Annotated in this window: 15 protein-coding genes; 12 read left to right on the forward strand and 3 right to left on the reverse strand. The window is 59.6% G+C overall.

Annotated features, from left to right (window positions below; all coding sequences use genetic code 11):
* Positions 1-116 precede the first annotated feature (116 nt).
* Positions 117-545 (forward strand): VOC family protein, encoded by a 429-nt coding sequence (locus C4S72_RS24160; protein WP_104005776.1) that lies wholly within the window; start codon positions 117-119, stop codon positions 543-545.
* 344 nt (positions 546-889) lie between these two features.
* Here C4S72_RS24160 and C4S72_RS24165 read toward each other — a convergent pair whose 3' ends face one another.
* Entirely contained in the window at positions 890-2,365 is a 1,476-nt protein-coding gene (locus tag C4S72_RS24165) for an aldehyde dehydrogenase family protein (RefSeq protein WP_104005777.1), read from the reverse strand.
* 230 nt (positions 2,366-2,595) lie between these two features.
* Here C4S72_RS24165 and C4S72_RS24170 point away from each other — a divergent pair, with 230 nt between their 5' ends.
* Together C4S72_RS24170 and C4S72_RS24175 are read left to right on the forward strand one after the other, a co-directional pair.
* Positions 2,596-4,503: a PhoX family protein gene (locus C4S72_RS24170; protein WP_104005778.1), complete on the forward strand. Its 1,908-nt coding sequence runs from the start codon at positions 2,596-2,598 to the stop codon at positions 4,501-4,503.
* Between the two features lie 391 nt (positions 4,504-4,894).
* Positions 4,895-5,626 (forward strand): PIG-L deacetylase family protein, encoded by a 732-nt coding sequence (locus C4S72_RS24175; protein ID WP_104005779.1) that lies wholly within the window; start codon positions 4,895-4,897, stop codon positions 5,624-5,626.
* Between the two features lie 123 nt (positions 5,627-5,749).
* Here the strand turns inward: C4S72_RS24175 and hemB are convergent, their stop codons facing one another.
* A complete protein-coding gene (hemB, locus tag C4S72_RS24180) occupies positions 5,750-6,712 on the reverse strand; it encodes a porphobilinogen synthase (protein WP_104005780.1) in 963 nt (320 codons plus the stop codon).
* 312 nt (positions 6,713-7,024) lie between these two features.
* Between hemB and C4S72_RS26165 the strand changes: the two genes are divergently transcribed.
* From C4S72_RS26165 to C4S72_RS24230, 9 genes are all read left to right on the forward strand, one after another.
* The gene (locus C4S72_RS26165; protein WP_104005782.1) at positions 7,025-7,822 is read left to right on the forward strand and encodes a metalloregulator ArsR/SmtB family transcription factor; all 798 of its coding nucleotides are present in this window, start codon (positions 7,025-7,027) and stop codon (positions 7,820-7,822) included.
* A gap of 1 nt (position 7,823) precedes the next feature.
* Positions 7,824-8,522, forward strand: a complete 699-nt coding sequence (arsH, locus tag C4S72_RS24195) for an arsenical resistance protein ArsH (RefSeq protein ID WP_104005783.1) — start codon at positions 7,824-7,826, stop codon at positions 8,520-8,522.
* Positions 8,523-8,556: 34 nt separating this feature from the next.
* Positions 8,557-9,576 carry an ACR3 family arsenite efflux transporter gene (gene arsB / locus C4S72_RS24200; protein WP_104005784.1) on the forward strand — a complete coding sequence of 340 codons (1,020 nt, stop codon included), beginning with the start codon at positions 8,557-8,559 and terminating at the stop codon, positions 9,574-9,576.
* A gap of 55 nt (positions 9,577-9,631) precedes the next feature.
* A complete protein-coding gene (locus C4S72_RS24205; protein ID WP_104005785.1) occupies positions 9,632-10,636 on the forward strand; it encodes a permease in 1,005 nt (334 codons plus the stop codon).
* A gap of 27 nt (positions 10,637-10,663) precedes the next feature.
* Entirely contained in the window at positions 10,664-10,900 is a 237-nt protein-coding gene (locus tag C4S72_RS24210; protein WP_104005786.1) for a thioredoxin family protein, read from the forward strand.
* 64 nt (positions 10,901-10,964) lie between these two features.
* Positions 10,965-11,978 carry an ArsJ-associated glyceraldehyde-3-phosphate dehydrogenase gene (locus tag C4S72_RS24215; RefSeq protein ID WP_104005787.1) on the forward strand — a complete coding sequence of 338 codons (1,014 nt, stop codon included), beginning with the start codon at positions 10,965-10,967 and terminating at the stop codon, positions 11,976-11,978.
* Positions 11,972-13,192 carry an organoarsenical effux MFS transporter ArsJ gene (arsJ, locus tag C4S72_RS24220; RefSeq protein ID WP_104005788.1) on the forward strand — a complete coding sequence of 407 codons (1,221 nt, stop codon included), beginning with the start codon at positions 11,972-11,974 and terminating at the stop codon, positions 13,190-13,192. Before C4S72_RS24215 ends, arsJ begins: the two co-directional genes overlap by 7 nt.
* 160 nt (positions 13,193-13,352) lie before the next feature.
* Positions 13,353-13,811, forward strand: a complete 459-nt coding sequence (locus tag C4S72_RS24225) for an ATPase (RefSeq protein WP_104005789.1) — start codon at positions 13,353-13,355, stop codon at positions 13,809-13,811.
* Between the two features lie 156 nt (positions 13,812-13,967).
* Positions 13,968-14,396, forward strand: a complete 429-nt coding sequence (locus C4S72_RS24230) for a hypothetical protein (protein WP_104005790.1) — start codon at positions 13,968-13,970, stop codon at positions 14,394-14,396.
* 160 nt (positions 14,397-14,556) lie between these two features.
* Here C4S72_RS24230 and C4S72_RS24235 read toward each other — a convergent pair whose 3' ends face one another.
* Positions 14,557-17,682, reverse strand: coding sequence for an error-prone DNA polymerase (locus tag C4S72_RS24235; protein ID WP_235009256.1), 3,126 nt, complete (start codon positions 17,680-17,682; stop codon positions 14,557-14,559).
* Positions 17,683-17,813: the final 131 nt, after the last annotated feature.

Consider the following 17,813-nt stretch of genomic DNA (forward strand, 5'->3'; position numbering starts at 1 on the left):
TCCGGGTTCAAGTGTCTGGTGATTAAAAATTAGACAACGCTGATATAAATACCGGAGAAACCATCCTCCGAGAGGGCTACACTGAGAGCACATTTCATATCGACAAGGAGTCAGCGATGAGCCAGGCCATTCACCCTTTTCATCTGGCATTTCCGGTGCGGGATCTGGAGGAAGCGCGGCAATTTTATGGCGAGGTGCTGGGCTGCAGCGAGGGCCGCAGCGCACCGGGTAAATGGTGCGACTTTAACTTTTACGGCCACCAGATCGTGGCCCATGTGGCGCCTGAAGAGTGCGGCTGCGAAGCGCTGAGCAATGTGGATAATCATAAGGTGCCCGCCAAGCACTTCGGCATCGTGTTGCCGATGGATGAATGGCAGGCGCTGGCCGACCGCTTGGTGGCCGTGGGCACCAAATTCGTGATCGAACCCTATATCCGCTTCAAGGGTGAAGTGGGCGAACAGGCCACCATGTTCTTCCTCGATCCCTCCGACAACGCCATCGAGATCAAGGCGTTCAAGAACATGGAATCGCTGTTCGCCAAATAAAGGCCATCTGCGTAACCATTAAGCAAATGAGGCACGATCCAGTTTAGTGCTCTTCTTTAGCGCCAGTTTCGCCTGCAGGCGAGTAAAGGTACTTGTGCGGACAAGTACCTTTACAATCCCAAGCCGCCCCTAAGCCTTGGTCGGCTGCGCCGACTCCCCTGTGCTTCTCGTCTGAAAGAGCGGGGCCGGAAACTCGGCTGCGCCTCAGACAGCCGGCCCCTCATTTCTCTTTCAGCCTGCGATGCTCGGCTGCGCCAAAGGGGAACGATGGGTGCGCTCAGCTAGAAATTAGAAAACCTAGACCCGGTTAAACAATTTCCAGATCACCAATAAGTTATCTGAAATCAGCCCTTGATATACCAGCCCCAGGGGCCGCCGTGATAGCTGGTGATCTGCTTGGTTTCGAGGTACGCCTCGAAGCCCCAGCGACCCAGCTCGCGGCCGATGCCTGAGCGCTTGTAACCGCCCCAGGGCACCTCAATAAATGTAGGCTGTGAGCAGTTGATCCAAACGATACCAGCGCGCAGCCCTTCGGCCACCCGGTCGCAGCGTTCCAGATCTTTCGACATCACCGCTGCGCCCAGACCGAACTCACTGTCGTTGGCTTCGCGCAGCGCTTCCGCTTCGCTATCAAAGGGGTTGATACAGACCACAGGCCCAAAGATCTCCTCCTTCCAAATCGACGCATCCGTGGGTACATCGGCAAAGATGGTCGCTTCCAGGTAATAGCCCTCGGACAGGTGCGCCGGAGCCTTACCGCCGCAGACCAGCCGCGCGCCGCTCTCCTTACCCGATTCGATAGCCGCCAGAATCTTGCGATGCTGCGCCTCGTTGACGATGGCACCTAACAGCACATCCTCATCCATGCCGTAACCGATCTTCAGCTTGGCGCACTCTGCGGATAACCGTTCCAGCAGGGGTTCATACATCTCGCGCTCAACCAGCACCCGCGAGGTCGCCGAGCAGACTTCGCCCTGGTTCCAGAAGATGCCGAACATGATCCACTCCACCGCCGCTTCCAGGTCACTGTCGGCAAAAACGATAAACGGCGACTTGCCGCCGAGCTCGAGGGAGATGGTTTTCACATCCTGGGCCGCGGCCTGCATGATCTTGCTGCCGGTGGGCACCGAGCCGGTAAAGGCCACTTTATCCACAAGCGGGTGCTCGCTCAGCGGCGCGCCCACTTCCGGGCCGAAACCGGTGAGGATATTCAGTGCTCCGGCGGGCAGGCCTGCCGCTTCGGCTATTTCGCCATAGACCAGCGCGGTCATCGGCGTCACTTCCGAAGGCTTGAGCACCACCGTGCAACCGGCCGCCAGTGCCGGCGCTACTTTCCAGGCAGCCATCAGCATCGGGAAATTCCAGGGCACGATAGCCCCCACAACACCCAGGGGTTCCTTGCGTACACGGGAGGTAAAGTCATCGGCGCCGACTGACACAGGCTGACTTTGCTCAGAGGCAAAGCCCTCCGCCATGTCGGCGTAATACTCAAAACAGCCCACCACATCCTCGATATCCCAGCGCGCTTCCGGTAGCGGCTTGCCGTTATCGCGCACCTCCAGCTCGGCCAGTTCATCGATGCGATCACTGATCAGCGCCGCCATTTTACGCAGCACGGCGCCACGCTCGGCAAAGCTCAGCTTTGGCCAGGGTCCTTCATCAAAGGCCCTGCGAGCTGCCTTGACCGCCAGATCCACATCCGCCGCACCGGCCCGGGCCACCTCGGCAAAGGGTTTACCTTTACCGGGGTCGATCACATCAAACGTCTCGCCGCTGACGGGCGCTACCCACTGACCATCGATAAAGAGCCGAGCTGTCATTCAAGCCTCCTGGACTGTCTGTTTGCTGTCACCTCAATGTACGTATAAGGCCAAATAATAGAAACCCTGCAGGGAAAGTAATTTAACCAAGAATAAATTATCCGACCCAGAATAAGAGAGGATCAGCTCGTCAGCTGGCGGACGTTACCCTGGCAATGTCTTATTGATGTCACATAAGGCTGGTATCTATTGCGGATCCAATTTTCAGGTAACACCAGAAGGAACTAAACATGAGCCACCATGAGATGCTTGAGGACGAAGATCGCGTCGAGCTGGAACACAGCGACTTTGACCGCATGGTGCAGAAGGGACTGAGCCGTCGTGGCTTTCTCAAGGGCAGCGCCACCGCCATGGGCCTGTTCCTGGCCGCATCGCCGCTGGCGCAAGCGGTTGCCTCTGTTACCGAAAGCAAACTGATGGGCTTTACCCAGGTACCAGCCAGCACGGCCGATACCTTTGTGGTGCCTGAGGGGTACATTGCCGAACCGCTGATATCCTGGGGCGATCCGATCCTGGCCGACGCACCTGAATTCGATGCATCGGGCTCACAGAGTGCCGCGGCCCAGGCCGGCCAGTTCGGTGATAACACCGATGGCATGAGCTTCTTCCCGCTGAGCGCCAATCACGCCGTGCTGGCGGTGAACAACGAATACACCAACTACGAATATCTGTTCTCTCACCAGGGCAAGGAAGCGCTGAGTGCCGAAGATGTAAAGAACGCCCAGGCCGCCGTCGGTATTTCCATCTTTGAAATCAAGCGTAACGATCAGGGTCAGTGGAAGGTCGAGAAAGGCGCCAAGCTGAACCGCCGTATCACCGCTACCACCGAGATGCAGCTGACCGGTCCGGCCGCCGGCCATGACCTGGTGAAAACAGCTGCCGACAGCAGCGGCACCCAGGTACTGGGTACCTTCAACAACTGCGCTAACGGTCAGACTCCCTGGGGCACTTACCTGACCTGCGAGGAGAACTTCAACGGCTTCTTCGGTGCGTCTGCTGAAGGCTTCACCCCCAACGCACAGCAGAAACGTTATGGCCTGAAGGACAAGAGCAGCTACCAGTGGTTTACCCACGACTCGCGCTTCGATATGTCGCAGAACCCGAATGAGCCGAACCGTCATGGCTGGGTGGTAGAGATCGACCCGATGGATCCGACCTCCACACCGAAGAAGCGCACCGCTCTGGGTCGCTTCAAGCATGAAAACGCCGCAGTGACTGTCGATGACAGCGGCCACGTTGTGGTTTACCTCGGTGATGACGAGCGTGGCGAGCATCTTTACAAGTTCGTCTCCCGCAACACCTACAACCCGGACAATATGGCGGCCAACCGCGACCTGCTCGAAGATGGCACCCTGTACGTGGCGAAATTCAGCGCTGCCGATGGTGAAATCAAGGGCCATGGCGAGTGGCTGGAGCTGACTTACGGCAAGAACGGCCTGACCGCCAAGAACGGCTTCAACAGCCAGGCGGAAGTGGTGATCTACGCCCGCGAAGCAGCCACTCAGGTGGGCGCTACCACCATGGACCGTCCGGAATGGGTCGCCGTGCACCCGAACCGCACTACCGTGTTCTGCACCCTGACCAACAACAAAAACCGCGGAGGCGAGGGTATGAATCAGCCGGTCGGCGGCCCGAACCCTCGCGCCAAGAACAACTACGGCCAGATCGTTCGCTGGTGGCCGCGCGGTGGTGACCACACCGGCACCCGCTTTGACTGGGATCTGTTCGCTATCGCCGGCAACCCGACGGTACAGGAAGGCCTCTACGCAGGCAGCGACAACATCAACGCAGACAACATGTTCAACAGCCCGGACGGTGTTGGCTTTGATGACTCTGGACGACTCTGGATTCAGACCGACGGTAAGTATTCCAACGAGGGCGAGTTTGCCGGCATGGGCAACAACCAGATGCTTTGCGCTGACCCACAGAGCGGTGAGATCCGCCGCTTCGCCACCGGCCCGATCGCCTGCGAGATCACCGGCCTTGCCTTCTCACCGGATCAGCGCTCGGTCTTCATCGGCGTTCAGCACCCGGGCGAAGAACTGGCTCCCTCCCACTTCCCGGCAGGCGGCGACAGCAAGCCGCGCTCTACCATCATGGTAGTGCGTCGCCAGGATAACGGCGTGATCGGGGCTTAAGCCCCGAAGGCTAAGAGTTAAAGGCGTGTAAGACGGACACTTACACGCCGCACAGGATGTGCACCCTACAGGGATGTCCCCATTTGAAAGCCCGCCTCTTATGGAGTGCGGGCTTTTTTCATGCCCCTTCTTTATTTACGCGCGCCCTTGCTAGCGGCTTCGGTTCTACCGCCGCAAAGCAATAGAGCCCATCATTCTAATTTTGTTATGTTATAACAATAAAATTCAATTGGATATTCAACGCCCGGGATGCGGAAATAGCACCTCTTTGGAGGGAAGTCTCTGCAAGCCTCCGCCTGATCCACAGGCCCTTTAAGCACGCGTCGCGGCTTCGCTTAAACAGGTTTGAGTTTCCCTTTGCCGCTTTTCGAAACCTAAATAAGGAACGTTTATGAGCGATATTCAGCAGACCGCGCTGGTGGTAAGCGCCCACTCCGCCGACTTTGTCTGGCGTGCCGGCGGCGCCATCGCCAAACACGTTAAACAGGGTTGGCGGGTCAAGATCGTTTGCTTATCGTTCGGCGAGCGCGGCGAGTCCGCCAAGCTCTGGAAACAGCAAGGGATGACACTGGGACGGGTCAAGGCTGCCCGCCAGGAGGAGGCGCAACAGGCCGCCGATATTCTCGGCGGTGAGGTGGAGTTCTGGGATATCGGCGATTACCCGATGCGCGTGAACGACGAGATTCTGTTCCGCATGGTGGATATCTACCGCGAGCTCCAGCCCTCTTTCGTGCTCAGCCACTCGGTGAAGGACCCATACAATTTCGATCACCCGCTGGCGATGCACCTGGCACAGGAAGCGCTGGTCACGGCCCAGGCCATGGGTCACAACCCGGGTCAGAAAATTATCGGCGCTCCGCCGGTCTACGCCTTCGAGCCGCATCAGACAGAGCAGTGCGAGTGGATTCCCAACACCTTCCTGGATATCACCGATGTCTGGGAGACAAAACGCAGGGCGATCGAGTGCATGGCCGGTCAGGAACACCTCTGGCACTACTACACCCGTGTCGCCCAGCAGCGCGGCGTGCAGGCCAAGCGCAATATCGGTATCGCCAGTAAGCGCGATATCGAATACGCCGAAGGCTATATGCGCCTGGCGCCTTCGGTGGTCGATACGCTGTAACGTTGACCGTTCAGCGATTCCGCGAGCGAAAGTGATCTCTCGTTTTACCGGGCACGGCCAACTTCGACCGGCCCGGCGTATGCCTGCAGTCGAGGCGTAACCACGATGATCAAACCAGCCGGCTTATTCAGCCAGCCACTCCGCCACCTGCTTGGTGTAGTAGCTGACGATCATATCGGCACCGGCACGCTTGCACGCGGTCAGGGTTTCGAACACCACTGCGCGCTCATCCAGGGCTCCAGCCTGGGCGGCGAACTTGATCGACGCGTATTCTCCGCCCACCTGATAGCAGGCCAATGGCAGCAGGGTGCGTTCGCGCAGTCGCGCCAGCACATCCAGGTAAGCCAGCGCCGGCTTCACCATCAGGATATCGGCGCCCTCCTCCTCATCGAGCATGGCATCGGCCAGAGCCTGACGGCCGTTGGCGTAATCGAGCTGATAGCCCTTGCGGTCGCCATCCAGCTCGCTATCTACAGCGACACGGAACGGACCGTAGAAAGAGGAGGCAAACTTGGCGGAGTGGGCCAGAATCGCCACGTTCTCGAAACCAGCGGCGTCCAGCCCTTCACGCATGGCGCGGATCTGGCCATCCATCATCGCCGAGGGCGCCAGCATATCGGCACCGGCACGGGCGGCGGTCACGCTCTGCTTGACCAGGTTTTCCACTGTTGCATCGTTACAGACGTGGTTCTCTTCGAGCACACCGCAGTGACCGTGGGAGGTGTACTCACAGAAACAGATATCGGGAATCACCATCATCTGCGGGCAGGCCTGCTTGATGGTGCGCACCATCCGTGCCAGCAACCCCTCGTCGTTCCAGGTGTCACTGCCGGTCTCATCCTTATGGTGCGAAATACCGAACGGCATCACATAGCGAACGCCCAGATTCCAGAGTGCTTCCACCTCGGCGGCCAGGGCTGACTCGGGCAGACGCTCGATCCCCGGCAGGCTGCTGATCGGATGCGGAGCGGAAATTCCCTCCTCGATAAACAGAGGGCAGATCAGGTCGTTAAGGGACACCTGAGTTTCGCGAACCAGATCACGCATCACTTCGTTGCGGCGCAGACGACGAAAACGCTTGAGCATCAAACCTCTCCTTTCAGATAACAGCCGGCGACCTGAGGATGGCCAGCTTAGAACGGCCCCTAAAATACTCTTTTTTGCCGCTAAACTGCAGCCGAAACAGCGCGACACTGCTGTGCATAAAATCAACGCCCGCCATTAATCTGCCTATCGTTTTGCCGCCCAATGAGCTTCGACCGTTTTTATCGAAATACTGACGCAGAACCATAAATATACGGAAAACCATATATACATTTTTCCATATGCATATCAAAATAGGCATATAAGGTCGTTTCTATATACGGCGCTCACAGACAGCTTTGATAGACCAATGCAATGAAACCACGTGTCCTTTTTCTCTGCACCGCCAACTCCGCACGATCGCAGATCGCCGAAGTGCTGCTGCGCGATCAGGCCGGTGACCGCTTCGAGGTTTTCAGTGCTGGCTCCTCGCCACAGAGTATCGCCCCCGGTGCGCTGGAAGCGCTGCGTACCTACGGCGTAGAGCCCGAAGGGCTGGAATCCAAGGCGATCGAGACCTTCAGGGACCAGCGCTTTGATTACATCATTACCCTGTGCAGCAGGGCGCAGCAGGAGTGCCAGAACTGGCCCGGCCACGGCGTGGTGATGAACTGGGATTACGACGATCCCCGTGAAAGTTCAGACCCCAAGGCGTATATCAAGACGCTTCACGCCATTAATGAGCGGATCAAACTCTTTATCGAGCTCAACAGCAAAGCGGGTAGCAACCTTACCGGCTCGCTCGGCGCTGTGGAGTTTTACAAGGCGCTGGCGGACGAGATCCGTCTCACCAGCCTGCTGCTGATTCTGCAGCAGGGCGAGCTCTGTGTCTGTGAACTGACCTGTGCGTTGGAGCAGTCCCAGCCGAAGATCTCCCGCCACCTTGCGCAGCTGCGTAAAAGCGGTCTGTTGCTGGACCGCCGCCAGGGGCAGTGGGTCTATTACCGCCTGCATCCGCTGCTTAACGACTGGATGCTGCGGGTACTGCAGGAAACCGCCGAACACAGCCCCGAGCTTCTTACCAATGCGACCGCGCGTCTGGAGCAGATGGCAGACCGGCCAACCGCCTGTACGCCAGCTAATAGATCCCCTGATACAAACAAGGCAAATTGATATGAGCGATAACGGACTTCCCAACCTGGAGCAGACCTGCTTCCAGATACCGGCACAGGCAGAGGGCGCAGCGCCACCACGTATTCTGCTGCTTTACGGATCCCTGCGTGATCGCTCGTTCAGCCGCCTGGTCAGCGAAGAGGCCGCCCGCCTGCTGCAGGCAATGGGCGCAGAAACCAAGACCTTCAACCCCAGCGGTCTGCCGCTGCCGGATGACGCCGACGCCAGCCATCCGAAAGTGCAGGAGCTGCGCGAGCTGGTGCAGTGGTGCGACGGCATGGTCTGGTGCTCGCCGGAACGTCACGGCTCGATGACATCGATCATGAAGGCGCAGATCGACTGGATTCCACTGAGCATCGGAGCGGTGCGCCCAACCCAGGGCAAGACCCTGGCGGTGATGCAGGTCAGCGGCGGCTCGCAGAGCTTCAACGCCGTTAACCAGCTGCGCATCCTCGGCCGCTGGATGCGACTGCTCACCATCCCGAATCAATCGTCCGTGCCCAAGGCGTTTATGGAGTTCGACGATAACGACCGGATGAAGCCCTCGCCCTACTACAACCGCATCGTCGATGTGATGGAGGAGCTGGTCAAATTCACCCTGCTGACCCGCGACCAGAAGGATTACCTCACCGACCGCTACTCCGAGCGGGTCGAAACCGCGGACGAGCTTTCCAAACGGGTTAACCAGCGCTCCATATAAGGACCGGACGAAGCAGGATATGAAGGATTAAACCATGGGCATTTTTGAACGTTACATGACTCTCTGGGTCGGCCTATCGATTCTCGCCGGCGTGCTACTCGGTAACCTGGCGCCGGGCCTGTTCGCCGCCGTGGCCGGGCTGGAGTTCGCCCACGTCAACCTGGTGGTTGCACTGTTTATCTGGGTGATGATCTACCCGATGATGGTGCAGATCGACTTCAGCGCCGTGAAGGATGTGGGCAAACGCCCCAAGGGGTTGGTGCTGACCCTGGCGATCAACTGGCTGATCAAGCCGTTCACCATGGCCTTTCTCGGCTGGCTGTTCTTCCGCGTGCTGTTTGCCGACTGGGTAGACCCGGAAAGCGCCAGCGAATATATCGCCGGCATGATACTGCTGGGCGTGGCGCCCTGCACCGCCATGGTGTTTGTCTGGAGCCAGCTGACCAAGGGCGACCCGAACTACACCCTGGTGCAGGTCTCGATCAACGACATCATCATGGTGTTCGCCTTCGCGCCGATCGCGGCCTTTCTGCTCGGCGTCAGCGATATTCAGGTGCCCTGGGAAACGCTGCTGCTGTCGGTAATACTCTATGTAGTGCTACCACTGGTGGCCGGTATCTGGACCCGTCACCGGCTGGAAAATGGCGGCGATGGGCAACGCCTCGAGCAGTTCACCCACCAGCTCAAGCCCTGGTCGATTCTGGGCCTGCTGGCCACCGTGGTACTGCTGTTCGGCTTTCAGGCCAACACCATCATTTCCCAGCCACAGACCATCGCCCTGATCGCCATCCCGCTGCTGATCCAGACCTACGGTATTTTCGCCCTGGCCTACGGCACCGCCCGCTGGCTGAAACTGCCGCACAACGTGGCGGCACCGGCGTGCATGATCGGCACCTCCAACTTTTTCGAACTGGCGGTGGCCGTGGCGATCTCGCTGTTTGGCCTGCACTCGGGCGCGGCGCTGGCTACCGTGGTGGGTGTGCTGGTTGAAGTACCGGTGATGCTGTCGCTGGTAGCCTTCGCCAACCGCACCCGGCATTGGTTTAAGGGTTAGATTTTAAGGGCTAATTTTTAAGGGCGAGGGTTCAAGGCTCAAGGAGAGCTAAACCATGTTCGAGATCTTTACCCGCTTGGCCGACTGGCTGGTTTACCAGCTGATGGGGCTTTCAGCGGATACCAAGCTCGGTGACGCACTGCATTTCTTCGTCGAGGATGTCAGCAAGATCTACGTCCTGCTGGTGGTGATGATCTATGTGATCGCCCTGGCCCGTGCATCGCTGAATGTGGAGCGGGTGCGGGATTTTCTCGCCGGACGTAACCGCGGCTTTGGCTATCTGCTCGGCTCAGGTTTTGGCGCCATTACGCCGTTCTGCTCCTGCTCCAGCATCCCCGTGTTTCTCGGCTTTACCTCCGCCGGGATTCCGGTGGGGATCACCATGGCGTTTCTGCTCACCTCGCCGCTGATCAACGAGGTGGCGGTACTGCTGTTGATGAGCCTGCTGGGCTGGAAGTTCACCCTGCTCTACGTGATCGTCGGCATGGGCGTGGGCATTCTCGGCGGTGTTTTCCTGGATCAGATCCGCGCCGAACGCTGGCTGCAGTCCTTCGCCCGGAAGGCGCTTGAACGAGGGCAGCAACAACCCTCACAAACGCAGCAAAGGGTTCAGAGCGGCCCGGCTGAAAAACTCAGCTTCGCGGAGCGCCACCAGTTCGCCAAGGGCGAAACCGCGGAGATCTTCGGGCGTGTCTGGAAATGGGTGATCATCGGTGTGGGTCTCGGCGCTGCCCTGCACGGCTTTGTGCCGGATGGCTGGATCGAGTCTCACCTCGGCGATGGCCAGTGGTGGTCCGTACCGGCTGCAGTGATATTGGGTATTCCGCTCTACTCCAACGCCACCGGCGTGATTCCGGTAATGGAAAGCCTGATCGTTAACGGCCTGCCGATCGGCACCACGCTGGCGTTCTGCATGAGCACCGTTGCGGCCAGCTTCCCGGAATTTATCCTGCTCAAGCAGGTGATGCAGTGGCGCCTGCTGGCGATTCTGTTCGCGGTACTGCTGGCGGCATTCACGCTGGTAGGCTGGATTTTCAATCTGCTGACGCCGTTTATCTGAGCGCCGGCAAATCAGAGGGCTAAGGCCATGAAAACCATAAAAGTACTGGGTAGCGGCTGCAGCAAGTGCATCAAGACTGCAGAGATCATCGGCAAAGTAGCTGCCGAGCTGGGCGCCGAGGTGGATGTCATTAAAGAGACCGATCCGGAAGCGATCATGAACTACGGCGTGATGAGTACACCCGCGGTGGTGATCGATGACGAGGTTGTCCACAGCGGCAGTATACCCAGCCAAGACGCGATCCGCGGCTGGCTGAGTAACTAAAAGGCCAGGGTGCGCTCAGCGCCCGGCTTGCCGAATTTTAACAAGAGTAAACACGAGTATTTTCATGGCCAAGATCAAGATCGGCATCAACGGTTTCGGGCGCATGGGTCGCCTGACCTTCCGCGCCGCCTGGGAACAGGGCGATATCGAGTTCGTGCATATCAACGACCCCGCCGGCGATGCCGCCACCCTGGCGCACCTGCTTAATTTCGATTCGGTGCACGGTCGCTGGAACCATGAGGCCAGCGCCGACGGCGACAGGATTCTGATCGATGGCCAGGCCATAACCACCAGCCGTAACAAAACCATCGGCGAAACCGACTGGTCCGGCTGTGACCTAGTGATCGAAGCCTCCGGCAAGATGAACAAAAAAGCGCTGCTGCAGGCCTATCTGGATCAGGGCGTAAAGCGCGTGGTGGTCACCGCGCCAGTGAAAGAGGAAGGTGTACTGAACCTGGTAATAGGCGTGAATGACGACCTGTACGATCCGGCGCAGTACCCTATCGTCACGGCGGCGTCCTGCACTACCAACTGTCTGGCGCCGGTGGTGAAAGTGATCCATGAAGCCCTGGGCATCAAGCACGGCTCCATGACCACCATCCACGATATCACCAACACCCAGACGATCCTCGACGCGCCACACAAGGACCTGCGCCGCGCCCGCGCCTGCGGCCAGAGCCTGATCCCCACCACCACGGGATCGGCCACGGCGATCACCCATATTTTCCCGGAGCTCAAGGGCAAGCTGAACGGTCACGCTATCCGTGTGCCCCTGGCCAACGCCTCGATCACCGACTGCGTGTTTGAAGTCGCCCGCGAAACCAGCGCCGAAGAGGTCAACGCACTGCTCAAGGCGGCGTCGGAAAACGAGCTGAATGGCATCCTCGGTTACGAGGAGCGCCCGCTGGTCTCCATCGATTACAAGACCGATCCGCGCTCCAGCATCATCGATGCGTTGTCCACAATGGTGGTCAACGGCACCCAGGTGAAGATCTACGCCTGGTACGACAACGAGTGGGGCTACGCCAACCGCACCGCGGAGCTGGCACTGAAGGTGGGACGTCTGGATAGATGCTGAGCCAGCTTTCCCCGGCGATCCGCCAGTACCTGATCGTCACCGGCAACTACTGGGCGTTTACCCTCACCGATGGCGCCCTGCGGATGCTGGTGGTGCTGCACTTTCACAGCCTCGGCTATTCGCCGCTGGATATTGCGCTGCTGTTTCTGTTCTACGAGATCTTCGGCGTGATCACCAACCTGGTGGGCGGCTGGCTCGGCGCGCACCTTGGCCTCAACCGCACCATGAATATCGGTCTTGGGCTGCAGATCCTTGCCCTGGGGATGCTACTGGTACCGGCGGCGATGCTGACTGTTCCCTGGGTGATGGCGGCACAGGCGCTGTCCGGTATTGCCAAGGACCTGAACAAGATGAGCGCGAAAAGCTCGATCAAGCTGCTGGTCCCCGCCGATGCCCAGGGTATGCTCTACAAATGGGTAGCGCTGCTGACCGGGTCGAAAAACGCGCTCAAGGGGATCGGTTTCTTCCTCGGTGGCGCCCTGCTGATGTGGCTCGGCTTCGCCGGGGCCGTGGCGTCCATGGCGGCTGCACTGCTGCTGATCTGGATCGCCAGCCTGATCACCCTGCGCAAGGATCTGGGCAAGGCGAAATCCAAGCCGAAATTCCGCGATATCTTCTCCAAAAGCCGGGCGATCAATATTCTGTCCGGCGCCCGCCTCTGCCTTTTCGCGGCCCGTGATGTCTGGTTCGTGGTCGCTCTGCCGGTGTTTCTGTCACAGACACTGGGCTGGGATCACTGGCAGACCGGTGGTTTTCTCGCCCTTTGGGTGATCGGTTACGGCATGGTGCAGGCGTTTGCGCCGCGTATCACCGGCAAGGCCCGCGGCCGGGTACCCGGTGGCCGGGCGGCACTGATCTGGGCAGCGGTGCTCACCGCTGTACCGGTGCTGATAGCCCTGGGGCTCGGCAGCCCTATCGATACCGCCACTCTCTTGATCGGCGGACTGCTGCTGTTCGGGGTGCTGTTTGCGATCAACTCCTCGCTGCACAGCTACCTGATCGTCAGCCTGGCCAGGGCCGATGGCGTCTCCCTCGATGTGGGGTTTTACTACATGGCCAACGCCATGGGCCGGCTGCTGGGCACGCTGCTTTCGGGCTGGCTGTTCCAGGCCGCGGGGCTTGGCGCCAGCGGACTGGCCGCCTGCCTCTGGGTCTCCGCTGCACTGCTACTGCTCACCACCTTGATTTCCCTTGCGCTGCCTCAAGAGAGTTAAAGATAGGACGAAGAGACAGAAAGCGGTCGGCTGGCATTCCCGTCCGGCTGACATATTCTTTAGATGAATACGCCATGGGGCGGTTCTCTTCTCTGGAGACACCGCCTGCTCATCGCCCACTTTTCACCTACACAAAGGGGATGGCGTAAAGGAGGCAAGCATGCAGATCGATACGTTTCGCGACATCATCCATTGGACGCGCGCCTACCATCAGCAGTTATCCGAATGGCTGCGCAACAGCAGCAGCGCCCAGCAGGATGAAAGAGCGCAGATGCTGCTCGATTACCTGGCCGACCATGAGGCGAAACTCTCCCGGGCGATCACCGCTTTCGAGGCGACAGACAACCTTAACGCCCTGGATACCTGGGTGATGGAGTTTCTCGACAAGAAGCCCCTGCTACCCTCAGCGAGTCTGGGCGCGCCTTTTGCGGATATGAACGCCGACGAGATCATCGCTAAGGTCGAGGATGAACATAACCAAATCGTCGAGCTGTACCGTTTTCTCGTCAGCCGGGTGAATACCACACCCGCCGCAGACCTGCTGGAAGAGCTGGCAAACCTTGAAAAACATGAGGCAATGCGGCTCTCCCAGGCGGCGAATCGGCTACACGATATCTGAATAATTGCAGTAACAGAGAACAGCATATTCACCACAAGTTTGTCCGGAGGCAGCACCACCGGACAAACTTTCTCCCTTCGCCCGTCACCTTCGTGATTAACACCTATAATCAGTGCGTCTTTCGATAACGAGCATACTATCTCGAAGGAGCTGATCATGAACAAACAACATGGCATTCGTTTGGCAACACTGCTGTGTTGCGCCCTCAGCGTGGGAGCCATGGCCGCAGGCCAGGGCGGCAATATGCAGGGCGGCCAGGGAATGGGCTCCGGCCAGCAAGGCCAGATGCAACAGGGACAACAAGGACAGCAACAGGGTGGGCGTTACGGCGACTTTGACCGGATGAACCGGCTGATGGAGCAGATGCACCGCACCAATGATCCACAAAGCCATTATGAACTGATGCGCCAGCACTGGCGTGAAATGGAGCGCTCCATGGAACAACTCGGCCGTGAGCCCTCCATGGATCTTCCCCGTGATCGCTTGCGTGATCGTGATCGAACCATGGAGCAGCTGCGCGACCAGATGCGACTGCACCAGGAGGAGTTCGATCGTATGGAATACCACCGGGGAATGATGCGCTAAACCGGGGAAAGGCTATACTTGGGTTAGGCGGCGGTTGCAAAGCTCACCCGGCTTCGGGGTCCCCAGCCAATACTGAGGGGAAACAGCAGCAACCGCCTCTAACCTTCCTTGAAACGCTAATCCGATACAGCCCCACACTCCCCTGCCAGGCTAAACCGCATCAATGAAAGTATCTTGAGCGGGTCTGCAGCCCCTCCCACTCGGCACTGAGATCAGTCAGTCGTCCGGCAATCACATGGATCAGGCTGCCCTCGCGCTCCAGAATGCCATCAACCTGCAGGATACGACTGCCAAGCAGCGCCTTGCGCTGGGCCCGGGCGGTGGCCTGCCAGACCACCAGATTGATCTGACCATACTCATCCTCAAGGGTAACAAAGGTGATTCCGGTGGCCGTGCCCGGGCGCTGCCGGTTAGTGACCAGGCCCGCCACCCGCACCGGCCGCCCCGGTTCAACGCTATCTAGCCGGTTGGACGGCACGACCCGTAGCAACCGCGACTGTTCACGCAGCAGCGCCATGGGGTGGCGCCCCAGCGTTAAACCCAGGTGCCGGTAATCCGCCTCCATCTCGGCGCATTCATCCGGTGCCGGCATCTGCACCACCGGCTCATAGACACGGCTGTGATCGGTCTCGGCTGGCTGGTCATCCAGCGCCAGCTCGATCTCTTCACGCAGCAGCTCCCAGCGCGCCTGGTGCCTATGCCCCGCCACGGCCGCCAACGCATTGGCTGCCGCCAGTGCATCCTGATCACCACGACCGAGCCTTGCCCGGCTGCGCAGATCCGATACCGATGTGAAGCCTGCTGCCGGTCGCGCCGCTACCAAACGTTCGGCGCCCTCCCGTGACAGGCCTTTGACCAGTCGCAGTCCCAGCCTCAGCACGCCCTGAACTCCCTTACGGGAAACGTCCCCGTCATACTCCAGCGAGCAGTCATAAGCGCTGGCATTGATACAGACCGGCCGAACTTTAACGCCATGAGCGATCGCGTCCTGTACCAGCTGCGATGGCGAGTAGAACCCCATCGGCTGGCTGTTGAGCAGCGCACAGCAGAACGCCGCCGGCTCGTGATACTTGAGCCAGGCAGAGAGATAAGCCAGCAGCGCAAAGCTGGCGGCGTGGGATTCAGGGAAACCGTACTCGCCAAAGCCCTCTATCTGACGGCAGATCCGCTCGGCGAACTCGGCGGTGTAGCCCCGCGCCGTCATCCCCTCGCGCAGCTTCTGCTGGTACACCGCGATGGTGCCGCTACGACGCCAGGCGGCCATGGCCCTGCGCAGCTGGTCCGCCTCGCCGGCGCTGAACCCGGCGGCCACCATCGCCAGACGGATCACCTGCTCCTGAAAGATCGGTACCCCCAAGGTCGGCGCCAGCACCTCGCGCACCTCGTCGCTGGGGTAGTCCACGCTCTCCTTGCCCTGCCGGCGCAGCAGATAGGGGTGCACCATATCGCCCTGAATCGGGCCCGGCCGCACGATCGCCACCTGTACCACCAGATCGTAGTACTTTTCAGGCTTCAGCCTTGGCAGCATGTTCATCTGCGCCCGGGATTCCACCTGGAACACGCCCACGGAATCCGCCTCGCTGAGCATGGCGTACACCTGTTTATCCTCGCGGGGGATATCCTGCATCTGCCAGGGGTGCTGATCGCGCTCGCCCAACAGGTGCAGGGTCCGACGCAGGGCGCTGAGCATACCCAGCGCCAGGATATCGATTTTCAACAGCCCCAGGGCTTCCAGATCATCCTTATTCCACTGGATCAGGGTACGATCCTGCATGGCGGCGTTTTCCACCGGCACCAGTTGATGCAGCGGGCCAGATGAGATCACAAAGCCGCCCACATGCTGAGAGAGATGGCGGGGAAAATGCAGAATCTGCGGTACCAGCGCCAGCAACTGACGAAACGCCAGCGCTGGTTTTTTACCGCCCAGGGTACGCAGCTGCTCCAGCCAGGGCTGCTCGGTATCACGCCGATCCAGCTGGCTGATCAGCCAGCCCAGGTATGCCTCATCAAAGCCCAGCGCCCGCCCCACATCGCGGATGGCGCTGCGGCTGCGGTAGCTGATCACGGCGGCGGCGAGCCCTGCGCGTTCGCGGCCGTAACGGCTGTAGATATACTGGATCACCTCTTCGCGGCGCTGGTGTTCAAAGTCCACATCGATATCGGGCGGCTCGTTGCGCTCCTTCGACAGAAAACGCTCGAACAGCAGGTTCACCTGGCGCGGATCCACCTCGGTGATCCCCAGGCAGTAGCAGACCACGGAGTTGGCCGCCGAACCGCGCCCCTGGCAGAGAATGTCGTTATCCCGGGCGAAGCGGACGATATCCTCGATGGTCAGGAAATAGGGTTCGTAGCGCAGCTCCGCGATCACTCTCAGCTCATGCTCGATCAGCTGGCGGACCTTCTCCGGCTCGCCCTGCGGGAAACGGCGTTTGACGCCTGCCTCGGTGAGATTGCGCAGGTGGATCTGGGGTGTAAGCCCCGGCGGTACCAGCTCGGCGGGATATTCGTAACGCAGCTCATCCAGTGAGAATTCGCACAGCGAAGCGATCTTCAGCGTCTGATCTCTCAATGTCTGTGGATAAAGCTGCGCCAGCGCATCGAGAGCGCGCAAATGCCGTTCGGCGTTGGCGCCCAGCAGCCAGCCCGCTTTCATCACCGTGGTTCTCAGGCGAATCGCCGTCAGCAGATCCTGCAGCGGCTGACGCCCCGGCTCATGCATACGCACATCACCGGCACAGACCAGCGGCAGTTGGTGCTGCGCCGCCACTTCCAGCAAGCGCTGGTAACGCCAGCTGTCGTCACTGTCGAGCAAACGCTCCAGCAGCAGCCAGCTGTGTTCAGGGTGGTGCCGCGTCAGCCACTGCAGATCGCTCTCCAGCAGCGCCCTATCCGGCCCCGGCTGGAACAGCAGCAGACAGCGGTCCAACCCGGTTTCAAAATCCTCCAGCGTCAGCGAGTACTCACCTTTTTTCGCCCGTCTGCGACCGGTGGTGATCAGCGAACAGAGTTGGGCATAGCCGCTGCGATCCCGCGCCAGCAATACCAGCACCCGGCCATCGAGGCGGAATTCGCTGCCGATCAGCAGCTTGATCCCCAGCTCCTTCGCCTCCTGGTGGGCACGCACGACGCCGGCCACCGAGCACTCATCGGTCAGCGCCAGCGCCCGGTAACCCAGCGCCGCGGCCTGGGCGACCAGCTCCTCCGGATGGGAAGCGCCGCGCAGAAAACTGAAATTGGAGATCGCATGCAGCTCTGCATAGCCGCTCTCCAAGGCTGAAATAACCACCTATGCACACCAATATACTGTTTATATATACAGTATATTGGCGCAAAAAAATGCCTTCCTCAAGCGTCTGTGCGATCAACGACACAGAGCCTGGGAAGGCGAAACATTACGCTGGAGAACGTAAGGGGAAA

Source organism: Marinobacterium lutimaris (assembly GCF_900108065.1).
Lineage (GTDB): Bacteria > Pseudomonadota > Gammaproteobacteria > Pseudomonadales > Balneatricaceae > Marinobacterium_D > Marinobacterium_D lutimaris.

Bases quoted from the DNA above. Each gene is read 5' to 3' on its own strand.
- C4S72_RS24210 (WP_104005786.1), top strand. From the start codon at position 10,664: ATGAAAACCATAAAAGTACTGGGTAGCGGCTGCAGCAAGTGCATCAAG.
- C4S72_RS24230 (WP_104005790.1), top strand. From the start codon at position 13,968: ATGAACAAACAACATGGCATTCGTTTGGCAACACTGCTGTGTTGCGCC.
- C4S72_RS24165 (WP_104005777.1), bottom strand. From the start codon at position 2,365: ATGACAGCTCGGCTCTTTATCGATGGTCAGTGGGTAGCGCCCGTCAGC.
- C4S72_RS24215 (WP_104005787.1), top strand. From the start codon at position 10,965: ATGGCCAAGATCAAGATCGGCATCAACGGTTTCGGGCGCATGGGTCGC.
- arsH (WP_104005783.1), top strand. From the start codon at position 7,824: ATGAGCGATAACGGACTTCCCAACCTGGAGCAGACCTGCTTCCAGATA.
- C4S72_RS24205 (WP_104005785.1), top strand. From the start codon at position 9,632: ATGTTCGAGATCTTTACCCGCTTGGCCGACTGGCTGGTTTACCAGCTG.
- C4S72_RS26165 (WP_104005782.1), top strand. From the start codon at position 7,025: ATGAAACCACGTGTCCTTTTTCTCTGCACCGCCAACTCCGCACGATCG.
- C4S72_RS24170 (WP_104005778.1), top strand. From the start codon at position 2,596: ATGAGCCACCATGAGATGCTTGAGGACGAAGATCGCGTCGAGCTGGAA.
- hemB (WP_104005780.1), bottom strand. From the start codon at position 6,712: ATGCTCAAGCGTTTTCGTCGTCTGCGCCGCAACGAAGTGATGCGTGAT.
- C4S72_RS24160 (WP_104005776.1), top strand. From the start codon at position 117: ATGAGCCAGGCCATTCACCCTTTTCATCTGGCATTTCCGGTGCGGGAT.
- C4S72_RS24225 (WP_104005789.1), top strand. From the start codon at position 13,353: ATGCAGATCGATACGTTTCGCGACATCATCCATTGGACGCGCGCCTAC.
- C4S72_RS24175 (WP_104005779.1), top strand. From the start codon at position 4,895: ATGAGCGATATTCAGCAGACCGCGCTGGTGGTAAGCGCCCACTCCGCC.
- arsJ (WP_104005788.1), top strand. From the start codon at position 11,972: ATGCTGAGCCAGCTTTCCCCGGCGATCCGCCAGTACCTGATCGTCACC.
- arsB (WP_104005784.1), top strand. From the start codon at position 8,557: ATGGGCATTTTTGAACGTTACATGACTCTCTGGGTCGGCCTATCGATT.